Origin of the sequence: Bradyrhizobium sp. HKCCYLRH3097 (genome assembly GCF_051167875.1) — a bacterium.
Classification (GTDB): domain Bacteria; phylum Pseudomonadota; class Alphaproteobacteria; order Rhizobiales; family Xanthobacteraceae; genus Bradyrhizobium.
This window is the reverse complement of the sequence record NZ_JBNPTX010000012.1, coordinates 11992-33863: the sequence shown is the minus strand read 5'-3', so window position 1 is coordinate 33863 and position 21872 is coordinate 11992. Positions and strand designations below refer to the sequence as shown.

The 21872-nt window shown below is 65.7% G+C and carries 23 protein-coding genes; 9 read left to right on the top strand and 14 right to left on the bottom strand.

Annotation, left to right across the window (positions count from 1 at the left end):
* Positions 1-27 precede the first annotated feature (27 nt).
* From ACQR0U_RS25285 to ACQR0U_RS25275, 3 genes are all read right to left on the bottom strand, one after another.
* Positions 28-576, bottom strand: a complete 549-nt coding sequence (locus tag ACQR0U_RS25285; protein ID WP_434843786.1) for an HD domain-containing protein — start codon at positions 574-576, stop codon at positions 28-30.
* Positions 577-613: 37 nt separating this feature from the next.
* Complete coding sequence (locus ACQR0U_RS25280) at positions 614-916, bottom strand: antibiotic biosynthesis monooxygenase family protein (protein ID WP_315711517.1); 303 nt, start codon at positions 914-916, stop codon at positions 614-616.
* Between the two features lie 68 nt (positions 917-984).
* A complete protein-coding gene (locus ACQR0U_RS25275; RefSeq protein WP_315711515.1) occupies positions 985-2208 on the bottom strand; it encodes a GGDEF domain-containing protein in 1224 nt (407 codons plus the stop codon).
* A 390-nt stretch (positions 2209-2598) separates the two neighbouring features.
* Between ACQR0U_RS25275 and ACQR0U_RS25270 the strand changes: the two genes are divergently transcribed.
* Complete coding sequence (locus tag ACQR0U_RS25270) at positions 2599-4698, top strand: LamG-like jellyroll fold domain-containing protein (RefSeq protein WP_434843787.1); 2100 nt, start codon at positions 2599-2601, stop codon at positions 4696-4698.
* A 96-nt stretch (positions 4699-4794) separates the two neighbouring features.
* On the opposite strand, the gene rpsI is transcribed toward ACQR0U_RS25270, so the two are convergent.
* From rpsI to ACQR0U_RS25255, 3 genes are all read right to left on the bottom strand, one after another.
* A complete protein-coding gene (gene rpsI, locus ACQR0U_RS25265; protein WP_172109671.1) occupies positions 4795-5277 on the bottom strand; it encodes a 30S ribosomal protein S9 in 483 nt (160 codons plus the stop codon).
* A gap of 1 nt (position 5278) precedes the next feature.
* Positions 5279-5743: a 50S ribosomal protein L13 gene (gene rplM, locus ACQR0U_RS25260; protein WP_315711511.1), complete on the bottom strand. Its 465-nt coding sequence runs from the start codon at positions 5741-5743 to the stop codon at positions 5279-5281.
* A gap of 158 nt (positions 5744-5901) precedes the next feature.
* Positions 5902-6330, bottom strand: a complete 429-nt coding sequence (locus ACQR0U_RS25255) for a PaaI family thioesterase (RefSeq protein ID WP_315799672.1) — start codon at positions 6328-6330, stop codon at positions 5902-5904.
* Positions 6331-6400: 70 nt separating this feature from the next.
* Here ACQR0U_RS25255 and ACQR0U_RS25250 point away from each other — a divergent pair, with 70 nt between their 5' ends.
* The 3 genes from ACQR0U_RS25250 to ACQR0U_RS25240 all read left to right on the top strand — a co-directional run bounded on the left by ACQR0U_RS25250 (position 6401) and on the right by ACQR0U_RS25240 (position 9555).
* On the top strand, positions 6401-7222 hold the full coding sequence (locus tag ACQR0U_RS25250) for an enoyl-CoA hydratase (RefSeq protein WP_434843788.1): 822 nt from the start codon (positions 6401-6403) through the stop codon (positions 7220-7222).
* Between the two features lie 239 nt (positions 7223-7461).
* Positions 7462-8046, top strand: coding sequence for a CoA-binding protein (locus ACQR0U_RS25245; protein ID WP_434843789.1), 585 nt, complete (start codon positions 7462-7464; stop codon positions 8044-8046).
* A 225-nt stretch (positions 8047-8271) separates the two neighbouring features.
* Positions 8272-9555 (top strand): O-acetylhomoserine aminocarboxypropyltransferase, encoded by a 1284-nt coding sequence (locus tag ACQR0U_RS25240; protein WP_316194892.1) that lies wholly within the window; start codon positions 8272-8274, stop codon positions 9553-9555.
* Between the two features lie 330 nt (positions 9556-9885).
* Here the strand turns inward: ACQR0U_RS25240 and ACQR0U_RS25235 are convergent, their stop codons facing one another.
* Positions 9886-10080 carry a hypothetical protein gene (locus ACQR0U_RS25235; RefSeq protein ID WP_434843790.1) on the bottom strand — a complete coding sequence of 65 codons (195 nt, stop codon included), beginning with the start codon at positions 10078-10080 and terminating at the stop codon, positions 9886-9888.
* A gap of 318 nt (positions 10081-10398) precedes the next feature.
* Here ACQR0U_RS25235 and ACQR0U_RS25230 point away from each other — a divergent pair, with 318 nt between their 5' ends.
* Positions 10399-10737: a hypothetical protein gene (locus ACQR0U_RS25230; RefSeq protein ID WP_315750861.1), complete on the top strand. Its 339-nt coding sequence runs from the start codon at positions 10399-10401 to the stop codon at positions 10735-10737.
* A gap of 111 nt (positions 10738-10848) precedes the next feature.
* On the opposite strand, the gene ACQR0U_RS25225 is transcribed toward ACQR0U_RS25230, so the two are convergent.
* Positions 10849-11481, bottom strand: a complete 633-nt coding sequence (locus ACQR0U_RS25225) for an RraA family protein (protein ID WP_316194891.1) — start codon at positions 11479-11481, stop codon at positions 10849-10851.
* Positions 11482-11610: 129 nt separating this feature from the next.
* Between ACQR0U_RS25225 and ACQR0U_RS25220 the strand changes: the two genes are divergently transcribed.
* Both ACQR0U_RS25220 and ACQR0U_RS25215 read left to right on the top strand, forming a co-directional pair.
* On the top strand, positions 11611-12510 hold the full coding sequence (locus ACQR0U_RS25220; protein WP_315711504.1) for a LysR family transcriptional regulator: 900 nt from the start codon (positions 11611-11613) through the stop codon (positions 12508-12510).
* 172 nt (positions 12511-12682) lie between these two features.
* A complete protein-coding gene (locus ACQR0U_RS25215) occupies positions 12683-13591 on the top strand; it encodes an amino acid ABC transporter substrate-binding protein (protein WP_434843791.1) in 909 nt (302 codons plus the stop codon).
* Positions 13592-13858: 267 nt separating this feature from the next.
* Here the strand turns inward: ACQR0U_RS25215 and ACQR0U_RS25210 are convergent, their stop codons facing one another.
* The 4 genes from ACQR0U_RS25210 to ACQR0U_RS25195 all read right to left on the bottom strand — a co-directional run bounded on the left by ACQR0U_RS25210 (position 13859) and on the right by ACQR0U_RS25195 (position 16496).
* Entirely contained in the window at positions 13859-14095 is a 237-nt protein-coding gene (locus ACQR0U_RS25210; protein WP_434843792.1) for a transcriptional regulator, read from the bottom strand.
* Positions 14096-14204: 109 nt separating this feature from the next.
* On the bottom strand, positions 14205-14405 hold the full coding sequence (locus ACQR0U_RS25205; protein WP_315738305.1) for a hypothetical protein: 201 nt from the start codon (positions 14403-14405) through the stop codon (positions 14205-14207).
* 4 nt (positions 14406-14409) lie between these two features.
* Complete coding sequence (locus ACQR0U_RS25200; RefSeq protein WP_434843793.1) at positions 14410-14703, bottom strand: BrnT family toxin; 294 nt, start codon at positions 14701-14703, stop codon at positions 14410-14412.
* Positions 14704-15407: 704 nt separating this feature from the next.
* Positions 15408-16496, bottom strand: coding sequence for a COX15/CtaA family protein (locus ACQR0U_RS25195; protein WP_434843794.1), 1089 nt, complete (start codon positions 16494-16496; stop codon positions 15408-15410).
* Between the two features lie 102 nt (positions 16497-16598).
* Between ACQR0U_RS25195 and ACQR0U_RS25190 the strand changes: the two genes are divergently transcribed.
* Complete coding sequence (locus tag ACQR0U_RS25190; protein WP_315711497.1) at positions 16599-16820, top strand: DUF2842 domain-containing protein; 222 nt, start codon at positions 16599-16601, stop codon at positions 16818-16820.
* Here ACQR0U_RS25190 and ACQR0U_RS25185 read toward each other — a convergent pair whose 3' ends face one another.
* Positions 16821-17882 carry a polysaccharide deacetylase family protein gene (locus tag ACQR0U_RS25185; protein ID WP_434843795.1) on the bottom strand — a complete coding sequence of 354 codons (1062 nt, stop codon included), beginning with the start codon at positions 17880-17882 and terminating at the stop codon, positions 16821-16823.
* A 275-nt stretch (positions 17883-18157) separates the two neighbouring features.
* On the opposite strand from ACQR0U_RS25185, the gene ACQR0U_RS25180 reads away from it, so the two are divergent.
* A complete protein-coding gene (locus tag ACQR0U_RS25180) occupies positions 18158-19390 on the top strand; it encodes a GNAT family N-acetyltransferase (RefSeq protein ID WP_315755017.1) in 1233 nt (410 codons plus the stop codon).
* On the opposite strand, the gene ACQR0U_RS25175 is transcribed toward ACQR0U_RS25180, so the two are convergent.
* On the bottom strand, positions 19387-21690 hold the full coding sequence (locus ACQR0U_RS25175; protein ID WP_434843796.1) for a GumC family protein: 2304 nt from the start codon (positions 21688-21690) through the stop codon (positions 19387-19389). The genes ACQR0U_RS25180 and ACQR0U_RS25175 overlap by 4 nt on opposite strands.
* Between the last annotated feature and the right edge of the window lie 182 nt (positions 21691-21872).

The following is a 21872-nucleotide window of genomic DNA, read 5'->3' as shown; positions in this document are numbered from 1 at the left end:
CGCGCGAAACGCCTGAGCTGATCCTGCTTATGATCGAAGGCCGCGCAGCTCGCGCGCGAGGTTGGCCCGCGCCTTCTGGTCGAGCGCAGCGGCAAAGCCCGCATCCGGATAGATCACGGGGCGCCGCGCGAACCGCTCCAGCACCGCCGCGCGCCCGGCGCGGTAGGCGTCGTCCGGCACATCAGCATATTCGCGCCGGATCGCATCCGCATAGGCGTCGTAGCTGGCCTCGTCGGCGCCGAGAATGGCGAGATCGATCGAGACGAGCAGCGCGCCCAGCCGATCGTCGGGCGCGACATCGTGCGTCCGGGTCAGCCGGATCAGGCGTCCGACCTCGTCGCGCAGCTCGGGCGCGACGTGACGCTCGGCAAGGATGGCGCTCTGCTCCTCATTGTCGGACCGCGTGGGATCATACACGGCGTCGTGCCACCAGATCGCCAGCGTCAGGATCTCGCGCTCGCGGACGCTGAGGTCCGCGACGCGATCGATCTGGTCCAGGCAATCCTGGACGTGGCGAAGATCGTGGTAGTGCCGTCCCCCGGCAGAGTAGGCTTCGACCAGATCGTCATGCGTCATGTTGTGTTCCGTGGCGGAGCAGCGCTGACGCGCGGCCTCAGCCGGCCGAGGTCAGCACCGTCTCGGTGTGCTCGACATCCGGAGGATTGGCAAAATACTGCCCGACCAGGCCACGCCATTCGGTGAAGTTCTCCGAGCCGCGGAAATCGACCGTGTGGTTCTCGAGCGTTTCCCACTTCACCATCAGGCGGTAGCGCTGCGGCTTCTCGATCGATTTGTGCAGCTCGAAGCCGTGAAAGCCCTTGGAGCGGCCGAAGGCGGCGCGTGCTTTCGCGACCGCGGCCTCGAAATCCTTCTCCGTGCCCGGCTTGACGTCGATCTGGGCGATTTCCGTGATCATGTTCTGTCGGCCTCCCCTGGTGTGGGCCGCTTGTCTAGCCCAGACCTCGGGAGAGCGAAAGCCGCACCTCAGCTGGACAACACCGCCTCTCCCGACTGCGGCAGGCTGGCAGCCGCGGCAGCGCGCTGGCGGCGGTAGCGGTCGAGCGACAGCGGCAGCTCCGCCGAGGCCTCGACCCGGTTGCGACCGGAGCGCTTGGCCTTGTAGAGCGCGGTATCGGCGGCCGCGAGCAGCACGTCGAGATCGGTCCCGCCCGGCCCGCCGGCAACGCCGATGCTGACGGTGGTATCGACCGGCTTGTCCTCGCACACCACGCCGGAGGCCGCGAACGCCTCGCGGACACGCTCGGCGGCGACCATGGCCTCTTCGATGGAACAGGGCAGAAGTGCTGCGAACTCCTCGCCGCCGATCCGGCCCGAGAGATCGGTGAGGCGTAGATTGTTGACCACGACGTTTGCGAACAGCTTCAGGACCTCGTCGCCCTCGGCGTGACCGAAGCGGTCGTTGATCGACTTGAAATGATCGATGTCGAAGATCAGCACGCTGACCGGGCGCTGCTCGCGCGCCTCGCGCTCGATCAGCTGCGCGCAGGACTCGGCAAAGCCGCGGCGGTTGAGCAGGCCCGTCAGCGGGTCGGTGGTCGCCGCGCGCTTGTGGGCGCTGACGATGCGCTCGGACACCAGCATGAAGATCACGAACACGGTGCCGACCGCATACAGCACGAGTTCGATAGAGAAGATCGTGACCCAGGCGGCGGCGAAGGCGCCGTCGGAATCGCGCAGCATGTTGCCGAGCAGGATCGGCAACATCAGCACGAAGCCATGCATCACCGGTACGATCAGCGCCGGCCAGCGCTTGTGCAGAGTCCGCCGCCGCTCCTGCCACAGCTCGGCCGCGGTCAGCATGGCGTAGATCACGACGATCGCTGCGCCGATCGTCAGCCGCAGCGCCTGCGCCGACGCATCGAGCAGCATGCCGCTGGCGATCCAGACCGTCGCGCCGAGCACGAGCCCGGGCACGCTCGCCGGCTTGCCGTGAAACACGCGCGCGGCGTTCCACACCATGGCAGTGGCGATCAGGCCGATGGAGCTCAGGAACAGCGACACCACCTCGCCGTAGAGCTCGCCGATCAAGGTCCACAGCGCGATCGCGACCGCGCCGAGGACGTAGGCCGCGCCCCACCAGCGCAGCGCCGGCGTGTTCTCCTGCCGGCCGAAGTGGAGCAACATAGCGCCAAGCAGCGCTGCGACCATGGTCGCTACGATGTCGAGCGTCATGCTATCAAGCGCCATCGATCACCTCGGTTGCTGCGGCGGCGCGGGAATTCAGGGTTAGCGCGGCCTTATCGCGATCAACCTAGCGGGCGGTTTGTTGGAAAGAGGTTTGCCTGGGATACCAAGTTTTCTCGAAAAGCTCGGCACAACTCGTCAGCAAATTGCTGCGCAAGAAATCTGCAAACAGGATTCAAAAATGCCGGGGCAATCCGCGCGACCGCCCGCCCTGATTGTACACGGCACAGCGTCATTCATTGATAGTTGTGCGCCCCATCGTGCGGAATCAATGGTTTCCCGTCCTGCGGCGAACACTCATCGAAACGATAAGAAACCTTCTCAAATTTGAGATCATCTCTCCCTAACACGTCCCGACCGCGGCGCGATCCGCCGCTCGAGGTGGGGACAAGGATGTCTTTCGACGACGATTCATCGAACAACAAGCCGGCCGCAGGCGATCATCCGGCGCGTGATCCGCAGCCGGCGCAGGGCGTCGATCGCCGCACCCTGCTGCGCAATGCCATGGGCGTCTCGGCGCTCGGCCTCGGCGCCAGCCTGCTGCCCGGCCAGGCGGCGCACGCGCATTGGCGCATGCACCATCACCATCGTCACGTCACGACCAGCTTCGCGCTCGCCGTCCTTCCCGATACGCAGTTCTACTCGCGCTATGCGACGTCAGAAGAAGGCCAGTCCTATCAGCGCCAATATGGCAGCACGCCCTACCCCGCGCAGACGCAGTTCATCGTCGACAACGCAGCGAAGTACCACATCCCGTTCACGATCCACCTCGGCGACGTCGTCGACCAGTCCAAGCATCCGCAGCAATGGGCGGTCGCCGATGCCGCGATGAAGCTCTTAGAGAACGCCGGCCGGCCGTATTCGGTGCTCGCGGGCAATCACGACGTGCTTTCGGCGCTGGAATTCGAGAACGCGGCGAGCCAGGGCGCGGGCACCGATGCGCAGCGCGGCGCGTCCGAGCCTTATCTCACATGGTTTCCGACGAGCCGCGCCGCGAAGCAGCGGACCTTCCTGGAGCGGCATCCGAGCGGCTGGCACGAGGCGCATGTGTTCCATGCCTGCGGCGTCAGTTTCATGGTGCTGTCGCTGTCGTGGCGCGCCTCGGACGATGCGATCGCCTGGGCGCGCAGCATGATCGCGCGGCATCCGATGCTGCCGGTGATCCTCGCCAATCACCAGTTGCTGAACATCGCCAATGACGGCACGAGCCCGCTCGAGGTCGCCTACGGCCAGTACCTGTGGGAGAAGCTGATCCGCAGCAACGACCAGATCTTCATGACCCTGAACGGCCACTATCACGGTGGCGCGCTGCTGACGAAGATCAACGACTTCCATAACCCCGTCCATCAGATGGTGGTCGACTATCAGATGGCCTATCAGGGCGGCAACGGCCTGATGCGGCTGTACGAGTTCGACTTCACGGCCAACAAGATCGACGTCGCCTCGTTCTCGCCCTGGGTGGTCGAGAAGCCGAAGGACAGCCTGAAGCAGTTCGACCGCGCCTGGCTGTCCGAGGACAATCACGAGTTCTCGATTCCCGTCGACTTCCGCCGGCGTTTTTCACGCTTCACCAATTTCTGCCATCTGCCGGCCTTCGCCGGCACGCCGATCCTGCCGCGCCTCAAGCAGGATCTCTACGTCAACTACACCGAGGCGCCCGAACCGGTGGTGGTGCCGCCCGCGAACGAGCAGGACTATCCGCTCGTGGCCGAGACCGTTGCGCATTGGCGGATCACGTCGTCGGCGATCGGCAAGGCCGTGGCCGCCGGCACCGCGCTGTCGGACCTCACCGCCGCCAACCCGATGCAGCGCGCCACGCTGGCGGGTGCCGCCCAGGTCGCCGACGTCGTCTTCACAGCCGACAAGCATCGCCTGTCGTCGGCGCCGGGCAGCGTGCAGTTCCTCAACACCACCAAGCAGGGCGCCGGCCGCTTCAGCTGGTTCACGACGGCGGCCAACGCGCCGATCAACGCGGCAACGTTCGCATCCGGCTACACCGTCGAGGCCTTCATCAAGATCGATCCGAACTGGAAGGCCGCCGATCACGCCTGGTGCAACATCCTGACCCGCTTCGGCAACCGCGGCTGGCTGCCGGGCTATGCCGGCGGCGATCCGGAGTCACCGCCGATCCTGTTCGCCATCTCCAACCTGCGCGAGGTGCAGTGGGAGGTCGTGCCGTCGAGTTCGACCCGGCAGCCGCAGACCGACTGGTCCGGCGAGATCATGCTCGACACCTGGTATCACCTCGCGATCGTCAACGATCCCGCCGACAATTCGACCGTGCTCTACATCGAGGGCGCGCCGGTCGTGCGCAGCGTCATCGGCGGCAACGGCATCGCCTCGACGGCGGCGTCGCAGCCCTGGGCACTCGGCTGCGGCTGGTGGGACCGCGCGCCGTCGGACGGCTTCATCGGCAGCATCGGCGAGGTCCGCGTGGTGTCGAAACCGCTGGCGCCGAGCCAATGGCTGACCGCGCGCCGCGCTAGCGCCTGACCCGCGCAAGCCTGCGTCAAAAGCAAGACGGGCGCCCGCGAGGGCGCCCGTTCGTATTTGAAGCTGATGGATCCGGACGGAGCCGGAGCCAGGCGATCAGCGCTTCGAGAACTGGAAGGAGCGGCGGGCCTTGGCCTTGCCGTACTTCTTACGCTCGACGACGCGCGAGTCGCGGGTCAGGAAGCCGCCCTTCTTGAGGACGCCGCGCAGCTCCGGCTCGAAATTCGTCAGCGCCTTGGACAGGCCGTGACGGACCGCACCGGCCTGGCCGGACAGGCCGCCGCCGGCGACCGTGCAGATCACGTCGTACTGGCCCTTGCGGGCAGCGACGACCATCGGCTGCTCGATCATCATGCGAAGCACCGGACGGGCGAAGTAGACCTCGATGTCGCGGGTGTTGACGGTGACCTTGCCGGAGCCCGGCTTGATCCAGACGCGGGCGACCGCGTCCTTGCGCTTGCCGGTGGCATAGGCGCGGCCGAACTTGTCGACCTTCTTCTCATACTTCGGAGCGTCGGGAGCCGTGACGGCACCCTTGAGCTGCGACAGCTGATCGAGAGACTGGATGCTTTCGGCCATCTTATGCGGCCCTCGTGTTCTTGCGGTTCAACTTGGCGATGTCGATCTTCTCGGGGTTCTGCGCTTCGTGCGGATGATCGGGTCCGCCATAGACACGCAGATTGCCCATCTGCACGCGACCGAGCGGCCCGCGCGGGATCATGCGCTCGATGGCCTTCTCGATCACGCGCTCGGGGAAGCGGCCCTCGAGGATCTGGCGCGCGGTGCGCTCCTTGACGTGGCCGACATAGCCGGTGTGCTTGTAGTACACCTTCTGCTCGCGCTTGCGGCCGGTCAGCACGGCGTGCGCGGCATTGACGATGATGACGTTGTCGCCGCAGTCGACGTGCGGCGTGTAGATCGGGAGGTGCTTGCCGCGCAGCCGCATGGCGACCAGCGTGGCGAGACGGCCGACGACCAGACCCTTGGCGTCGATCACGACCCACTTCTTCTGGACCTCGGCCGGCTTTGCCGAAAAGGTTTTCATGAGAGATATCCGTGACAGGGAGAATGCGGCGCGGGTGACGCACCGAACTGGTCGCAGCTTCTAGAGAAGCGGCCTGCATTCGTCAACGCCATCGGCGTCAAATTAATGCAACAAAAACAGCAGCTTGCAAATATGGTGCAATAATACCCTCGAAAACCCTACGCATTCGGAATGGAATAGGTCGCCGTGACATGGGCGATCGGATCGGGCGATTCCCCTGACAGCAGCGTGACTTCGCCGACCGCGAGCCGCTTGCCGAGCTTGAGCAGCCGCGCCTCCGCCAGCACATCGGCGCCGGCCGCGCCCTTGCGCAGGAAGTTGATGTTGAGATTCGTGGTCACGGCAAGACCGACCGGACCGATCGCCGACAAGAGCACCACGTACATCGCGAAATCGGCCAGCGCCATCAATGTCGGCCCGGAGACGGTGCCGCCGGGGCGCAACATGCGCTCATTGAAGCGCTGGCGCATCCGGCAGCTCTTGCCGTCGGCGCTCTCGATCGAAATGTCACCGCCGGTGCGGAACGCCTGGGGAAATTCCGCGTGCAGGAACGCTTCCAGCTCCGCGATGGTCATCTTCGCCGTCATCTCTCCCCCTGCTCTCGTCGTTGCTCATCTGTTACATTAGCTGCATCGATGCGCCCATATGGAAATCGCAATGTCCGTCCCTGCCCTCGCCGACGCCGCCGATACGCCGATTCTGTTGCGCGAGATGGCGGGCCCCGTCGCCGTGCTCACGCTCAACCGCCCGGCACAGCGCAACAGCCTGTCGGAGCCGCTGATCGCAGAGCTGCATCGGGCCCTGGCCGAGATCGGCGCCGACAGGGCGGTGCGCGCCGTGGTGATCGCAGCGAATGGCCCTGCGTTCTGCGCCGGCCATGACCTCAAGGAACTCACCGCGCATCGCAGCGAGGCCGACCGCGGCCGCGCCTTCTTCGCCCGGCTGATGAACGCCTGCAGTGCGATGATGCGGGCGATCGTGCATCTGCCCAAGCCGGTTGTCGCGTCCGTGCAGGGCATCGCCACCGCCGCCGGCTGCCAACTGGTCGCGAGCTGCGATCTCGCCGTCGCCTCCGAGCGCGCCTCGTTCGCCACGCCCGGCGTCGACATCGGCCTGTTCTGCTCGACGCCGATGGTGGCGCTGTCGCGCAACGTACCCCGCAAGCAGGCGATGGAGATGCTGCTGACCGGCGAGCCGGTTCCCGCTGTCCGCGCCCGCGAATTGGGCCTCGTCAACCGCGTGGTCACGGCCGGCACGGAACGCGACACCGCGATTGCGCTGGCACAACAAGTGGCGCGCAAATCGGCCTATACGATCAAGCTCGGCAAGGAGGCATTCTACCGCCAGGCCGAGATGAGCCTTGCCGACGCCTATCGCTATGCGGCAGAGGTGATGACGCAGAACATGCTCGCCCGCGACGCCGAGGAAGGCATCGGCGCCTTCATCGAGAAGCGGACGCCGAATTGGCGGGACGAGTGAAGCTCGCCCTGCTCTCTCCTTCGTCATTGCGAGCGCAGCGAAGCAATCCAGAGTCCCGCTCGAGCCCCTGGATTGCTTCGTCGCAAGTGCTCCTCGCAATGACAGAAACTGAAACTGGCTCGTCATTCCGGGGCGCCCGGAGGGCGAGCCCGGAATCCATAACCACGATCGGGAGTATGGATTCCAGGCTCGTGCTGCGCACGCCCCGGAATGACAATAACTAATAGAAGCGTCCCGCCATGAATCACGACACCTATCCCGACGACTACATCCGCGGCATTCTCAACGGCGTGAAGGTGATCGCGATGGTCGGCGCCTCGCCATCGGAGATCCGGCCGAGCTTCTTCGCCTTCAAATATCTGGTGCAGCGCGGCTACGACATGATCCCGGTGAACCCCGGCCATGTCGGCAAGAGCCTGATGGGCCGCCCCTTCGTCGCCTCGCTCGCCGACATTGGCCGCCCGCTCGACATGGTCGACATCTTCCGGAGCTCGCAGCACATCATGCCCGTCGTCGACGAGGCGCTGAAGCTCTCACCTTTGCCGAAGGTGATCTGGATGCAGCTCGGCGCGCGTGACGATGCGGCGGCCGAAAAGGCCGACGCCGCTGGGCTGAAGGTCGTGATGAACCGCTGCCCAAAGATCGAATATGGCCGGCTGTCGTCGGAGATCTCCTGGATGGGCGTCAACTCGCGCACCATCAGCGCCAAGCGCGCGCCGATCCCGACGCAAGGGATGCGGCTGTCGCTGAACCGCACCAGCGTCGGCGGCGGCACGACGGCCGCGGCCGACCGCGCCGCGAAGGACAGAAGCGATCCCGCCTGACGCATCTGCGAAAGGAACGTGTTGCGACGACGGCGCGACACAGCAGCGCATTTCAAATCGGAGCGATCGGCGCCGGCAGCCTTGACGCCATCCTGGCCGCTGGCAAATGTCCTCCGCCGGGATGACGCGGAGGCGCACGGTGCGCGCTATCGACACCGTCTCCCATCATCGATCCCTGCGCCAGCCGGCGCCGGCGCGCAACGGATCAAGCCAAGAGGAAACACCATGACCGAACGTCCCCCGGGATTTGCCACCCTTGCCATTCACGCCGGCGCCCAGCCCGACCCGACCACCGGCGCGCGGGCGACGCCGATCTACCAGACCACGTCGTTCGTGTTCAACGATGCCGACCACGCCGCCTCGCTGTTCGGACTGCAGGCATTCGGCAACATCTACACCCGCATCGGCAACCCGACCAACGCCGTGCTGGAGGAGCGCGTCGCCGCGCTCGAGGGCGGCACCGCCGCGCTTGCCGTTGCCTCGGGCCATGCCGCGCAGGTCGTGGCGCTGCAGCAGTTGCTGTCCCCCGGCGACGAGTTCATCGCCGCGCGAAAACTCTATGGCGGCTCGATCAACCAGTTCACGCATTCGTTCAAGAGCTTTGGCTGGAACGTGGTGTGGGCCGACACCGATGACGTCGCGAGCTTCGAGGCGGCGGTGAGCCCACGCACCAAGGCTGTATTCATCGAGTCGATCGCCAATCCCGGCGGCACCATCACCGACATCGAGGCGGTCGCGCAGGTGGCGCGGAAGGCGGGCGTGCCGCTGATCGTCGACAACACCTTGGCTTCGCCCTACCTGATCCGCCCGATCGATCACGGCGCCGATATCGTGCTGCACTCGCTGACCAAGTTCCTGGGCGGCCACGGCAACTCGATCGGCGGCGTCATCGTCGACGCCGGCACCTTCGACTGGGCCGGCAGCGGCGATAAATATCCGATGCTGACGCAGCCGCGACCGGAATATCACGGCATCCGGCTGCACGAGACGTTCGGCAATTTCGCCTTCGCGATCGCCTGCCGCGTGCTGGGCTTGCGTGATCTCGGACCGGCGTTGTCGCCATTCAACGCCTTCATGATCCTGACCGGCATCGAGACCCTGCCGCTGCGCATGCAGAAGCACTGCGACAATGCCAAGGCGGTCGCCGAATATCTCAGCAAGCATCCCGGCGTGGCCTCGGTGAACTACGCCGGCCTGCCCGAGGACAAGTATTACACGCTCGCCCGCAAATACTGCCCGAAGGGCGCCGGTGCCGTGTTCACCTTCTCGCTCAAGGGCGGCTACGACGCCGGCGTCAAGCTGGTGTCGAACCTGAAGCTGTTCTCGCATCTCGCCAATGTCGGCGACACCCGCTCGCTGGTGATCCACCCGGCCTCGACCACGCACAGCCAGCTCGACGACGCGGCGAAGATCAAGGCCGGCGCCGGCCCCGACATCGTCCGCATCTCCGTCGGCATCGAGGACAAGGAAGACCTGATCGCCGACCTGGAGCAGGCGCTGAGCACGTAAGGCGCGTTTCGCTCCACGGATCGCGCCGCGCGTCGACATGCGGCATGACGAGCGCATCTCTCACCACGTCATGGCCGGGCTTGTCCCGGCCATTCATGTCTTTGCCCCGGCAATGACGACGTGGATGCGCGGGCCGTCGCCGCGCCGAAGGGGCTTCGGCCCCGCAGGCGGGAAAAGCCCGCGCATGACGAACAACTGACAGCTGAGGCAGCAAGCGGCCCCGAAAACAAAGAGAGCGCGGGCGGCCCCCTTGGGCTTCCGCGCTCTCCTTCGTCCCACGGCCGGGCCGTTGCCGGCTTCTCGGACCGCGCCCTCGTTAACTCCAGGTGATCATCTCATCAGCTGCAACAGGCGCGCGTGCATCTGGCCGGCCAGAGGCAGCGCGGAGGCCGCGATCAGCCGGCTCGCCGACAGCGCCTGCAGGCCGGCGGCGCGCTCCTCGATGGCAGCGAGTTCAGCGTTGACTAAGCCGGTCCGTGATTGGAGATTTTGGCGCGCCGACGCCGAAAACATGATCACCGACATGCTCGAAACCTTCTGGTCTGAGACTCTGATGAAATGCAGCAGAGATTTTCGCGCCCGGACGCAGCGGCCGGGCTGCATTCGGCCGACCTTCAAAATCGCCGGCAGCAGTAAGCTTGCACCCGCAGAACTTAACAAAAGCTGAAAATGCCCGTCCTTCTACGGATGATTGCAGCCAACTGTCGGATGCCGGAAGGATTTCGTTAACCATACCCGGCTCATCCTGCCGCCCGTGGAATCGCCTTCCGGACCCGCGTGAAAGCAGCGGTGGATGTATCGCGAAGCGCCGACGCCACCCGAACAGAAGTCGAGGAGAGCAGGATGCGAACGTTGGTGATCATGATGCTGCTGGCGGCCATCGCGGCGAACGGCGTCGTGCTCGCGGCCGACCTGCCGGCCGTCCACGACAAGATCGTGCACACCAAGGCCCGCCGCGCCGTGAGAGCGCCGCCGCCGACGGTCGTCGTCGTCAGGGACCAGGACTCGCTGATCTCCCCGATGTGGCCCTCGACGCCGCTGCTGTTCGGCCGCCAGGAGCTGCCCGGCTATTACGGCCGCGCCTTCTCCTACGACTACCAGGGCCCCTATTACGGCGGCGAAGGCTATACCAACTACATGTTCCGCCTGCCCTACGCGTGTGGCGTGTATGGGTATTGCTGAGCGGGGTGCCGTTGGCATGTAAGTAGCCCGGATGGGCGAAGCGACATCCGGGACGACAAGGACGAGGTTCCGCATACCACCGAGGCTCGTGCGGACGACCGCAATAGCCGGCTATTTTGCGTAGGCACCGGCATAGCGCCCTGCGCGGATGCTCGCCAGGATCTCGGCTTCACGCTGTTCCTGCGCGCGGGCGGACTCGAGCAGCTCGGACGCGATCGCCGGCGCGAAAGCGACCACCCCGTCGGCGTCGGCGACCACGATATCGCCTGGCGTGACGATCATGCCGCCGATCGACACCGGCACGTTGATCTCGCCCGGACCGTTCTTGTAGGGGCCGCGGTGATTGACCGCACGCGCGAACACGGGGAAGTCGGACTTCATCAGCACGCCGGAGTCCCTGATCGCGCCGTCGACGACGATCCCGGCCGCGCCGCGTTCCCTCGCGATGGCGGCGATGATCTCGCCGACCAATGCCCGCGTCTCGTCGCCGCCGCCATTGACGACGAGGACGTCGCCGGGCGTGATGAGATCGAGCGCGCGATGAATGAAGAGATTGTCCCCCGGCGCCGTATTCACGGTCAGCGCGATCCCGGCCATCGGCGAGCCCGTATAGAATGGCCGTAGACTGGCTGCACCAGGCAGCCGCTGAAGGTTGTCACTGATCACGGCCGTGGAAACGCTCTTGAACGCGGCGACGACCGCCGCATCGATCGGCGCACCAGGCTGCGCTTGTCCCTCACCCATTCTCGCTCCCCGTCTTGCACAGTCCAGAGCGTCGCTCGATGGCGCGCCGCCTCGGCGGTGTAGGACTCGCCTTGAATTCAGAAAACCGATAAATGGAGATATCGATCCATCTCTTTTTTGAATGCGAACATGGTCACCCTGAAGCAGCTGGAAGCTTTGAACTGGATCGCGGAGCTCGGCACGTTCGAACGCGCCGCAGCCAAGCTGAACACCACGCAATCGGCGATCTCGAAGCGCATCCAGGAGCTGGAGGCCTCCGCGCGCGTTCCGCTGTTCGATCGCAGCCAGCGCGGGGCTCGCCTGACCGAACGTGGCGAGCAGATCCTTGCTCTTGGCCGGCAGATGTTGGCGTTGCAGGACCAGATCCTGGAGTTGAAGGACGGCCGGCAGTCACCGGCCCGCCGCCTGCGGCTTGGGGCGACGGAGCTGTCCGCGCTGACATGGCTGCCGCGTCTGGTTTCGGCGATTCGCGAAGCCCATCCGGCGGTGATGATCGAGCCTGAGGTCGAAACCTCCCGAAGCCTCTACGATCGGCTGATCGAGGGCAGCCTCGATCTCGTCGTCATCCCGGACGTCTTCTCCGACCCGGAGGTGACGTCAGTGCGGCTTGCCGAAGTGCAGAACGTGTGGACGGCGCGCCCCGGCCTGGTCAGAGCGCGCCGGAGCCTCGATTTCGACGAGCTTGGTCATCATACTATTCTGATGCAGGGCCGTCGCTCGGGCTCCGGCCTCTTCGTCAACAAATGGCTCGCGGCCAACGGCGTCTCGTTCAAGCGCGCCATCTCGGTCGACAATCTGACCGCGCTGGTCGGGCTCGCCGTGGCCGGCCTCGGCATCAGCTATCTTCCGCAACGCTGTTTTCGTCCTCTCTTCGAGCAGAAGAAGCTGGTCATCCTGCCCGTCAAGCCGACGCTGCCGGCCGTGCCCTATGCGGCCATGTATCGCAACGACAGACCCTCGGCCTTCGCGGCCGCCGTAGCGGAGCTGGCGCGCCAGACCTGCGATTTTGGCCGTCAACTCGAAGGTTAGACCGGGCAGGTGACCCCGGCGACGACGCCCGGCGCGGCGATCCATCACTTCCAGGAATGAGAAATAAGGCGGTTTTATCCCTTTTCATCCAGGCCGGACGCAGCGAGGCTGCATCACCGCTGCGCGGGCAACGCTGCACGCGCGAAGAGGGTTGCTGCGAGGAGAGGCTTTGATGCGCATTTGGGGACTTCTGCTGACGGCAGCGCTCGCTGCAAACGCCGCCGGCGCCGAGGAACTGACGGGCACGCTCCAGAAGGTCAAGGAGACGAACAGGATCTCGATCGGCTTCCAGGAATCGTCGGTGCCGTTCAGCTATCTCGACGGCAACCAGAAGCCGGTTGGCTACGCGCTCGACATCTGTGCCCGGATCGCGGATGCGGTCAAGAAGGAGCTCGGGCTTCCTGACCTCACGATCGAAACCGTTCCGGTGACGTCCTCCAATCGCATCCCGCTGATGACGAACGGCACGATCGACCTCCTGTGCGCCTCCACCACCAACAACACCGAGCGCCAGAAACTCGTGGCCTTTGCCAATACGCACTTTCTCAGCGCCACACGCTATGCGGCCAAGAAATCGCTCTCGCTCCAGACGATCGACGACCTCAGGGGAAAGACGGCCGTCGCGATCGCCGGATCGACCAACATCGCCCAGCTGAACAAGGTCAATGTCGAACGCAAGCTCGGCATCAACATCGTTCCGGCCAAGGACCAGGCCGAAGCGTTCCTGATGCTGGAGACCGACCGGGCTCAGGCCTATGTGCTCGACGACGTCCAGCTCGCGGTCGCCATCGCGCGGTCGAAGGACCCGGCGGCGTACACGATCAGCAACGACGCATTCTCCAAGCCCGAGCCTTTCGGCATCATGCTGCGCAAGGACGATGCGCCGTTCAAGGCCATCGCCGATCGCGTCACGGCCGAGCTCTATCGGAGCCCCGCCATCGAGGCGCTCTACAAGAAGTGGTTCGAATCCCCCGTGCCGCCGACCGGGATCAACTTCAACTACCCGATGCCGGCCCCCCTGCGCGCCGCGTTCAAGTCGCCCAGCAGCAGTCCCGACCCGGACGCGTATGCGCCCGATTGAAGCCCGCGGTATCCGTGCCAACAGCAACGGCGGAGACAGCCTCATCCGCCGCGGTCGCCTGCGACGGACGGCCCTCGGCTATTGCCAAGATCAGCGGCGGCGGCACTCCTGATATCTATTTCGCCGCCTTGATCCGCGCGATCTCCTCCTTGAGGAGCGTCGCGACCAGTTCGTTCAACGACGAGCCGCACTCGGCGTTCGAGAAGTCGTATTCGTTCTTCATTGGTTGAGAGCAGCTGTGATCTTGTTGATCCGCGCGCCAGTAACTCACTCCGCGGCCACGACGCGCACGTCGAGCTGCACGCCTGTCTCTGCCTGCAACACGCCGATCACGCCAAGCAGGTTCTCGGCCGTGGGATTGCCGGATGGCCCTAACATGCGCATCAGGCTCTTCGACGGCCGCCCGAGCGCGTTGCTCAACGCCTCGAAGCCGATCGTTGCGTTGATATACGCACGCAGGCCGGCGCGGCCGTCATCGACCTCTCCGCGCAGCAGCGCACTCACGGCTTCCTGGAACAACGCCTCGCGAAACGCCGGATCGCGGTCCGAGCGCGCCCGAACCGTGTCGCGGTCGCGAAGGCATCATGAGGTGCTCGCATAAACTCCCAAAGAGCTATTTCGCAGCCTCGATCCGCTCAATATCCTCCTTGAGAAGCGTGTTGACCAATTCGGTCAACGATACGCCCCTCGCGCTGGCCAGCCCGGTCAGGTGATCGAGCACATCAGGCTCGAGATGCACCGGAGGCAGCATTCGCGCGCCCTTGCGAAAGAACTTGCCGCGTTCGGCGTTCGAGAAATCGTATTCATCCTTCATCGAATCACCCATTCTCGTAGGAGCGGATTTCGCGCCGGGTCGGGCGACGGACAGAAATGATGCGGATCGCTGCGCGGTCTGCCGATAGCTCCGTGTACGTATGCACGACCAGCAGTAGCTCGTGCGCAATATTGCGTCCCATCGTAACCCATCGTTCCTCGTCTGCGCCAGATCCGTCATCGAGACGCGAGAGCGCCAACGGATCGCTGAAGATGCTCATCGCCCGCTCAAACGCAACGCCATGCTTGCGCAGATTGCTCTCTGCCTTGGCCGGATCCCAATCGAACTCGAATTGCATGGTCCGCCCCACCCGGCGATGTCCGCGACACGCCACGCTTGCCAAACGACGCAAATCAGTTTATGTTCTCTTTTTGTTCCTGTCCAGCCGAGGGGCGCTTCCGGATCGTCCAGTTGCGTGGGATTGGGAATGCGGTGGACGTGGCGGGCCGTGCGCGGACGAAAGTTCGCGCGGACGAGCGATCTGTCACGGACGGCGAAGTCGCGTGGTCCTGGCGCCCCGACGCTGGCGCTAAGTCTCGTGTCGGTGCTCAACGCATCGCGCGAGATGACGGGGGCAAGAGAGCCCGGTCCCCGGGGAGATCGCGTATAAGCGTTAACACCATCGCGCGGGGAAGGCCGGGTGTTTTCGGCCGTACCTGTGGTGACCGCCGCGTGCTTTTTTCTTTGCACGCGGGCCATGGGTGCCGGCCAGGCATCCGGCCTTCCCCGCGCCCTCGCGTGTTTCGAGGGTGAAACGACCGGCAGAACTCGGCGTGATTGCGCGCGAGGATGAGGATGTTTGTCTTCACATCATTGCGCAGCGTGCGTAGTCACGCTTGTTGGCTTGCGCGAATGTCTCTCCACCGTCATTCCGGGGCGTGCGCAGCACGAGCCCGGAATCCATTTTCCAGCGTGTCTCGCGGCTCAATGGATTCCGGGCTCGCCCTGCGGGCGCCCCGGAATGACGGCGGAGGTCACTGCAACAGCGAGCGCGAGAACGCCCTACCCCGCCTGCCCGGCCGCCACGGCCGTCTGCGGCACGGCGACTGCGGCCACTCGCCGCGGCGACAGGCGTTCGGCTTGCAGCACGGCGAACGTCAGCACGATGATGGCCGTGCCCTGATGCAGCAGCGCGAGCGAGATCGGAACCAGCGCCAGCAGGGTCAAGATCCCAAGCACGGCCTGCACCAGGATCGCGGCGAGCAGCCGGTGCGCGCCACGCACCACGTCGCGGCCGACGCCGGCACGCATCACGTCGAAGGCGTGCCAGGCTGCCAATGCGAGCAGCGTGTAGGCGGTCATGCGATGCATGAACTGCACCGTCAGATCGTTCTCGAACAGATTGATCCACCACGGCGAATGGATCCACAGATTGGCCGCCTTCGGGATCAGGCCGCCGTCGATCTCAGGCCAGGTGTTGTAGACGAGGCCGGCGCGCAGGCCGGCGACCAGCGCGCCGAGATAGAGCTGCACGAAGGTGACGCCGACCAGCATCCACGCGGTGAGCCGCAGCCGCGCCGGTGCCGCGGTTTCCTCGCGCGACGCAAGCCGGCGCAGGGTCCAGACGATCGACGCATAGATCAACAGCGCCAGCGCGAGGTGCGTCGCGAGACGGACAGGCGCCACTTCGGTGCGCTCGGTGAGGCCCGAGGCCACCATCCACCACCCGACCGCGCCCTGCAGCGCGCCGAGGCCGAAGATCAGCCACAGCCTGCGGCCGAGCGGGCCGGACACCGCGCCGCGCCACAGGAACCACAGGAAGGGCAGCAGATAGACCATGCCGATGACGCGGCCGAGCAGCCGATGGCTCCATTCCCACCAGAAGATGGTCTTGAACTCGTGCAGGGTCATGCCGGCATTCATCTGCCGATACTGCGGAATGGTCTTGTAGGCCTCGAAGGCGTCGGTCCAGGCCTGCTCGGACAACGGCGGCAGGGTGCCGGTGACCGGCTTCCACTCGACGATCGACAGCCCGGATTCGGTCAGCCGCGTGGCGCCGCCGACCAGCACCATCAGCGCGATCAGGCCGGCCACGGCGAGGAGCCAGATGCGGATCGCGGCGAGATCTCGTGTGCGGGGAACCGTGGTCATGGACGTTGAACGCTCGATTGAACCGGGGCTGACAGGCCCTTATAATCCCGGCGAAATCACGCGCAAGCCGCGCCGCCCCCAGCCAAAGCTGACAATCCCGTCATGACGATCCGCACCCGTAAACTGATCGGCGCCGTCGCGCTGCTCCTGCTCGCTTTCGCCTGGTCGATGATGGGCATGGTGATGGCGCAATTCCCCCTGATCGCCAACTCCGGCTGGCTGCAGGCGGTCTATTACGTCGTCGTCGGCATGGGCTGGGTGCTGCCCGCGATGCCGATCGTGAGCTGGATGCTGCGCCCGGATCCGGAGCGGCAGCAAGGCTGATCAGCCGAGATCGAGCTTCGGCTGCGGCGCGGATTTTTCCCGCGGCAGGGTGATGCCGGCCATCAGCACCTTCAAGGCGCGCAGCGAGCGCGAGCGGCCGTCCCAGGCGATCCGCGGCAGCATGTGCAGATGCGTGCGGCCCTCGCTCTGCACGACGCCTGGCATCGTCGAGGCCGCGCTGACGAAGCCCGCCTGCTCCGCAAGCACGACGTCGCTGCGGCGGAACGAATAGCGGTCGCCGAACGGATACGCCATGTGCCGGACCGGGCGGCGCAGCGCCGTCTCCAGCACCGCCTTGCCCATCGTGATCTCGCGCTGGGCGTCGGCATCCCGGAGATTGGCGAGCACGGAATAGTGCACGGTGGCACTGCCGATCGTGACGTTGGGGTCGGCGGCGAGACGGGCGATGTCGGTCCAGTCCATCGAGGACTCGCGGCTCAGGCCGGCGAGATCGACCGAATGGCGCGCGCAGAGGTCGCGGATCGCGATCGACAGCTCGGCCGGAGGCAGCTTGCGCAGCCACGCCGAAAGATACGCGAACAGCTCATATTTTTCGGCCGGCGTGACCACGTTGAAGCGCTGCTCACGATGATCGATCACAAGGCTGATGCGGGCCTCGCGCGCGATCACGGCCTCCAGCGCCAGCCACCAGGCTTCGCCGAGCCCATCGGGGAAGGCCGAGGGCACGTAAACGGTGAACGGCACGCCGTGGCGCGCCAGCACCGGATAGGCGTGCGTGATCAGGTCCCTCGCGGTGCCGTCGAAGCTCAGGCAGGCGAAGCGGCTGCTTTGGGGAAGGCGCACGGCGCGGTCGCAGGCCTCGTCGAGCGAGACGATGTCATAGCCCCAGCGCTTCAGCGCCCGGATCACCTTGTCGAGGAAAACGGGGGTGATCTCCGCGCATTTCAGCGGCTGGAACGCGCCCTTGCGCCGCGGGCGCACGCGCTCGAACCGCAGCACGGCGCCCGCGCCACCCGTGGCGCGCGACGCGAGCAGCGTGCCACCGCTGAAATAGGCCAGCTCGAGCCGGGCGCTGCGCAGCCACCTGTTGTCCGACGACAATTCCCGCGCCCCTTCCCCGAATCCCACTTGAAACCAGACCGTCCGCGCCCACCTGATGCGGACAGACCGTGGCGCGATCGCGTCATGATCACCGCCATCCGATGATAGCGATCGTCCGCCGTCAAGATCGCGTGGCCGCTGCCGATTTGAACAGGTCTTTGTTTGTGCCATTCCCGATTTGGGACGACGTCATTGCCATTACCTTTTGTTGAGACTTCTTTGCGAGGGTCTCCGGACGTCAAGCAACAAAATTCCACGACAACGCGAGCTGCGCGATGACCATGGCCGCCGTGATCGAGAGCCGGACGGCGCAGGCGCCCGCGCGGCGGCTGCCGTCGGGGCTCGCGCGGGTGGAGATCGTGTCCGATCTGGCTGCCGCCGAGCCGGTCTGGCGCGCGCTCGAAGTCCCCGAACATGTCTCGACGCCCTACCAGCGCTTCGATCTGCTCGGCGCATGGCAGCGCGACGTCGGCGCGCGCGAGCATGCGACGCCGTTCATCGTTATCGGGCGTGATGCCGAGCAACGCCCGCTGCTGCTGCTGCCGCTGACGTTGCGGCACGCCTGCGGCGTGCGCATCGCCACCTTCATGGGCGGCAAGCATACGACCTTCAACATGCCGCTGATGGATCGCGAATTCGCCGCGCGCGCCAGCGCCGGCGATCTCGACGTCCTGCTCGCAGGGCTGCGCGATCGCGGCGGTGTCGACCTGCTCGCCTTGACACAGCAGCCGGAGCGCTGGCGCGATCTCGCCAATCCGCTGGCGCAATGGCCGCACCAGCCGTCGGTGAACGACTGTCCGGTGCTGTTGATGCCGCCGGGGGCTGCGCCGACGGCGCTGTTGTCGAATTCGTTCCGAAAGCGGCTGAAGAGCAAGGAAAAGAAGCTGCAGACGCTGCCCGGCTACCGCTACATGGTCGCGAGCAGCGACGCCGAGATCGCCGAACTGCTCGACTGGTTCTTCCGCACCAAGCCGATCCGCATGGCCGAGCAGAGGCTGCCGAACGTGTTCGCCGAGCCCTGCATCGAGGCCTTCGTGCGAAGCGCCTGTATGGCAAAGCTCGACTGCGGGCATCGCGCCATCGATATCCACGCACTGCGCTGCGACGCCGAGATCATCGCACTGTTTGCCGGCGTGGCCGACGGGGCGCGCTTCTCGATGATGTTCAACACCTACACGTTGTCGGAGAATGCGCGCTGGAGTCCCGGACTGATCCTGATGCGCTCGATCATCGATCACTACGCGCAACAGGATTTTCGTGCCCTCGATCTCGGCATCGGATCGGACGACTACAAGCGGATGTTCTGCAAGAATGACGAGCCGATCTTCGACAGCTTCATGTCGTTGACCGCGCGGGGGCGCGTCGCCGCGACGACGATGGCTGCGGTTGGACGGGCCAAGCATGCCGTCAAGCACAGCCCTGCCCTGTTCCGTCTGGCGCAACAGCTGCGCGGCGCGCTGCAATCGCGTGGCGGCGCCGCCAAGGCTGACGAGAGGGCCGAAGATTAGGCGGCGACGCCGCGCGGCCCCGGCTGGTTGCGGTTGGCGCCTCCGGCCGGTGCCTTCAGCATGGTGACGGCGCCGAAGCCGACCTCGCGCAGCTGCTCGCTCATCTGGCTGCGCGCCTCGGCGGCCATCTTGGGATCGGGCACGACGACGGCGCGCGCGCCCGCGGTCAGGAGCTCGGCCGGCAGATCGGAGGCATTGCCAGCGTCGAGCAGGACGTGGTCGTAGACGCGCAACAGTGCGTCGATCGCGAGCGCGAGCCGCGGCGATTGCAGTTGGCTGCGGTCGGCGCCGGGACGGCCAGCATTGACGATGTGCAGCCGCGAGGCCTGGTCCTTGGTGATGATGGACGCGAACGATGCCTCGCCCAGCATCAGCTCGATCAGCCCGGGCGCGGCCGGATCGACCGAGACGCCCGCAAGCAGTTGCGGGCTGCCGGCGAGGTCAACCAGCACCACGCGCGCCTGCGCCGCCATGGTGCGGGCGATCGCGAGCGCAGTGGACGTGACGGCCTCGCCGCCGGCCGTGCCGAGCACGGTGACCTTGCGGGCGCCCTCGCCCGCGCCGAGCAGATCGGCGGCGAGTTGCTCGAACTCGTTCAGCGGTGGCGGCGCAGGCTTGACCGGCTCGGCCGACGGCGCCTCGGCCGGCTGCATGGCCGTGGGGGGCGGCGGTACCGAAGCCGGACGCGCGGCCTCAACCGGCGCCGACGTCGAAGGTGGTGCAACGGCCGGCGACGCGGAGACCGTACGCGGGGCGATCATCGGCTCGACCCGCGCCGCGAGCACCATGACGTCGGCCATGCTGCTCATGGCCGGGGCGGCCGGGCCAACCGCACGCGGCGCCGTGAGGCGCAGCAGCTCGCCGGTGATGACCACGCCCGAGGTCAGCATCAAGGTCGCCAATGTCGCGATCAGCACGATCGGCAGCTTCTTCGGATACGCCGGTGTGTTGGACACCACCGCCCGCGAGATGATCCGTCCATCCGCCGGCGGCGTGTCGAGCGACTCACGGGTGTTCGCCTCGCGGTATTTGGCGAGATACGATTCCAGCAGGTCGCGCTGCGATTTGGCATCCCGCTCCAGCGCCCGCAGCTGGACATCGAGGCCATTGGTCGAGGTGGCCTGCTTCTTGGCCTGATCGAGGCTCTGGCTCAGCATCTGCACCCGCCCGTCGGCGATGCGCGCGTCGCTGTCGAGCGAGCGGGAGATCTTGCCGGCCTCGTCGCGGATCTGGCGGTCGAGATCAGCCAGTTGCGCCTTCAGTTCCTTAATGCGCGGATGATTGTCGAGCAGCGTCGACGACTGTTCCGCGAGTTGCGCGCGCAGGCTCACGCGCTGCTCCGACAAGCGCCGCATCAGCTCCGAATTGAGCACCTCGGACGCTTCGATCGGCTGGCCGCTCTGCAGCATCTCGCGGATCAGCCGCGCCTTGGTCTCGGCATCCGATTTCAAGGCGCGCGCATTGTTGAGCTGGGTATTGACCTCGCCCATCTGCTGGTTGGACAGCGAGGTGTTGTTGGTCCCCATGAACGAATTCGACTTGGCGCGGAACTCCTCGACCCGCGATTCCGCCTCCTCGACCTTCTTGCGCAGGCCCTGGATCTCCCCAGCCAGCCACTGGCTGGCCGACTTCGCCTGCGCCTGCCGCGCGTTCTGCTGAACAACGAGATAGCCGTCCGCGATCGAATTCGCGACCTTCGCCGCAAGCGCCGGATCCTGCGACTGGAACTCGACGACGAGGACGCGCGATTTGTCGACGGCGTAGACGGTCAGGCGTTCGTAATAGGCATCCATGACGCGTTCGTCCGGCGTCATGGCAAGCGGATCCTTCACGAGCCCGACCATCGCCAAGACCGACTTCAGCGGCGACACGCCGCGCAGGACGGGATCAAACTCCGGCAGCTCGCCCAACCTGTTCTTCGCGATAATGTCGCGCGCCAGATCTCGCGACAGGACCAGTTGCACCTGGCTCGTGACCGCCTCGGCATCGAGTGCCGTCCGCTCTTCGGTACGCTCCCCGTTCGGCCGCACGAACACGTTCTCGCGGCCGTCGATCAGGATCCGCGCTTCGGACTTGTAGCGCGGCGTGATCATGTTGACCGCGGTGATCGACAGAACGAGAGCGAGAAGCGTCGGCAAAAGAATGAAGCCACGCTTTCGTGCCAAGGCGCGGCCGACCAGCCGGAGATCGAGATCGCCGGCCGGGCCCGGCTCCGCCGACGATGGCGAGCCTGTCACGGGTCGGACGGAGGCCCCGTCAACCTGTGTCTTCTTGCCGGCACGCCAGAACGCCAACCGCATCATCCACTCCCGCGAGACCTACACCACGCCGCTACCATACGTGGTACAATTACACTCCATTAAGGTTGCTGACGGGTTAACCGGAGCGCCTGCAACCTCGCCCTATCAAACAATCGTCATCCTTCGCCAAATGCTGCTCGCAGCACGTAGGCTTGCGCCAGATCGTCACAATGCTGGAGCGA

What these genes read in the sequence shown, in the direction of transcription:
- ACQR0U_RS25285 (WP_434843786.1), bottom strand. Translation starts at nt 576, where the DNA reads ATGACGCATGACGATCTGGTCGAAGCCTACTCTGCCGGGGGACGGCAC.
- ACQR0U_RS25280 (WP_315711517.1), bottom strand. Translation starts at nt 916, where the DNA reads ATGATCACGGAAATCGCCCAGATCGACGTCAAGCCGGGCACGGAGAAG.
- ACQR0U_RS25275 (WP_315711515.1), bottom strand. Translation starts at nt 2,208, where the DNA reads ATGGCGCTTGATAGCATGACGCTCGACATCGTAGCGACCATGGTCGCA.
- ACQR0U_RS25270 (WP_434843787.1), top strand. Translation starts at nt 2,599, where the DNA reads ATGTCTTTCGACGACGATTCATCGAACAACAAGCCGGCCGCAGGCGAT.
- rpsI (WP_172109671.1), bottom strand. Translation starts at nt 5,277, where the DNA reads ATGGCCGAAAGCATCCAGTCTCTCGATCAGCTGTCGCAGCTCAAGGGT.
- rplM (WP_315711511.1), bottom strand. Translation starts at nt 5,743, where the DNA reads ATGAAAACCTTTTCGGCAAAGCCGGCCGAGGTCCAGAAGAAGTGGGTC.
- ACQR0U_RS25255 (WP_315799672.1), bottom strand. Translation starts at nt 6,330, where the DNA reads ATGACGGCGAAGATGACCATCGCGGAGCTGGAAGCGTTCCTGCACGCG.
- ACQR0U_RS25250 (WP_434843788.1), top strand. Translation starts at nt 6,401, where the DNA reads ATGTCCGTCCCTGCCCTCGCCGACGCCGCCGATACGCCGATTCTGTTG.
- ACQR0U_RS25245 (WP_434843789.1), top strand. Translation starts at nt 7,462, where the DNA reads ATGAATCACGACACCTATCCCGACGACTACATCCGCGGCATTCTCAAC.
- ACQR0U_RS25240 (WP_316194892.1), top strand. Translation starts at nt 8,272, where the DNA reads ATGACCGAACGTCCCCCGGGATTTGCCACCCTTGCCATTCACGCCGGC.
- ACQR0U_RS25235 (WP_434843790.1), bottom strand. Translation starts at nt 10,080, where the DNA reads ATGTCGGTGATCATGTTTTCGGCGTCGGCGCGCCAAAATCTCCAATCA.
- ACQR0U_RS25230 (WP_315750861.1), top strand. Translation starts at nt 10,399, where the DNA reads ATGCGAACGTTGGTGATCATGATGCTGCTGGCGGCCATCGCGGCGAAC.
- ACQR0U_RS25225 (WP_316194891.1), bottom strand. Translation starts at nt 11,481, where the DNA reads ATGGGTGAGGGACAAGCGCAGCCTGGTGCGCCGATCGATGCGGCGGTC.
- ACQR0U_RS25220 (WP_315711504.1), top strand. Translation starts at nt 11,611, where the DNA reads ATGGTCACCCTGAAGCAGCTGGAAGCTTTGAACTGGATCGCGGAGCTC.
- ACQR0U_RS25215 (WP_434843791.1), top strand. Translation starts at nt 12,683, where the DNA reads ATGCGCATTTGGGGACTTCTGCTGACGGCAGCGCTCGCTGCAAACGCC.
- ACQR0U_RS25205 (WP_315738305.1), bottom strand. Translation starts at nt 14,405, where the DNA reads ATGAAGGATGAATACGATTTCTCGAACGCCGAACGCGGCAAGTTCTTT.
- ACQR0U_RS25200 (WP_434843793.1), bottom strand. Translation starts at nt 14,703, where the DNA reads ATGCAATTCGAGTTCGATTGGGATCCGGCCAAGGCAGAGAGCAATCTG.
- ACQR0U_RS25195 (WP_434843794.1), bottom strand. Translation starts at nt 16,496, where the DNA reads ATGACCACGGTTCCCCGCACACGAGATCTCGCCGCGATCCGCATCTGG.
- ACQR0U_RS25190 (WP_315711497.1), top strand. Translation starts at nt 16,599, where the DNA reads ATGACGATCCGCACCCGTAAACTGATCGGCGCCGTCGCGCTGCTCCTG.
- ACQR0U_RS25180 (WP_315755017.1), top strand. Translation starts at nt 18,158, where the DNA reads ATGACCATGGCCGCCGTGATCGAGAGCCGGACGGCGCAGGCGCCCGCG.
- ACQR0U_RS25175 (WP_434843796.1), bottom strand. Translation starts at nt 21,690, where the DNA reads ATGCGGTTGGCGTTCTGGCGTGCCGGCAAGAAGACACAGGTTGACGGG.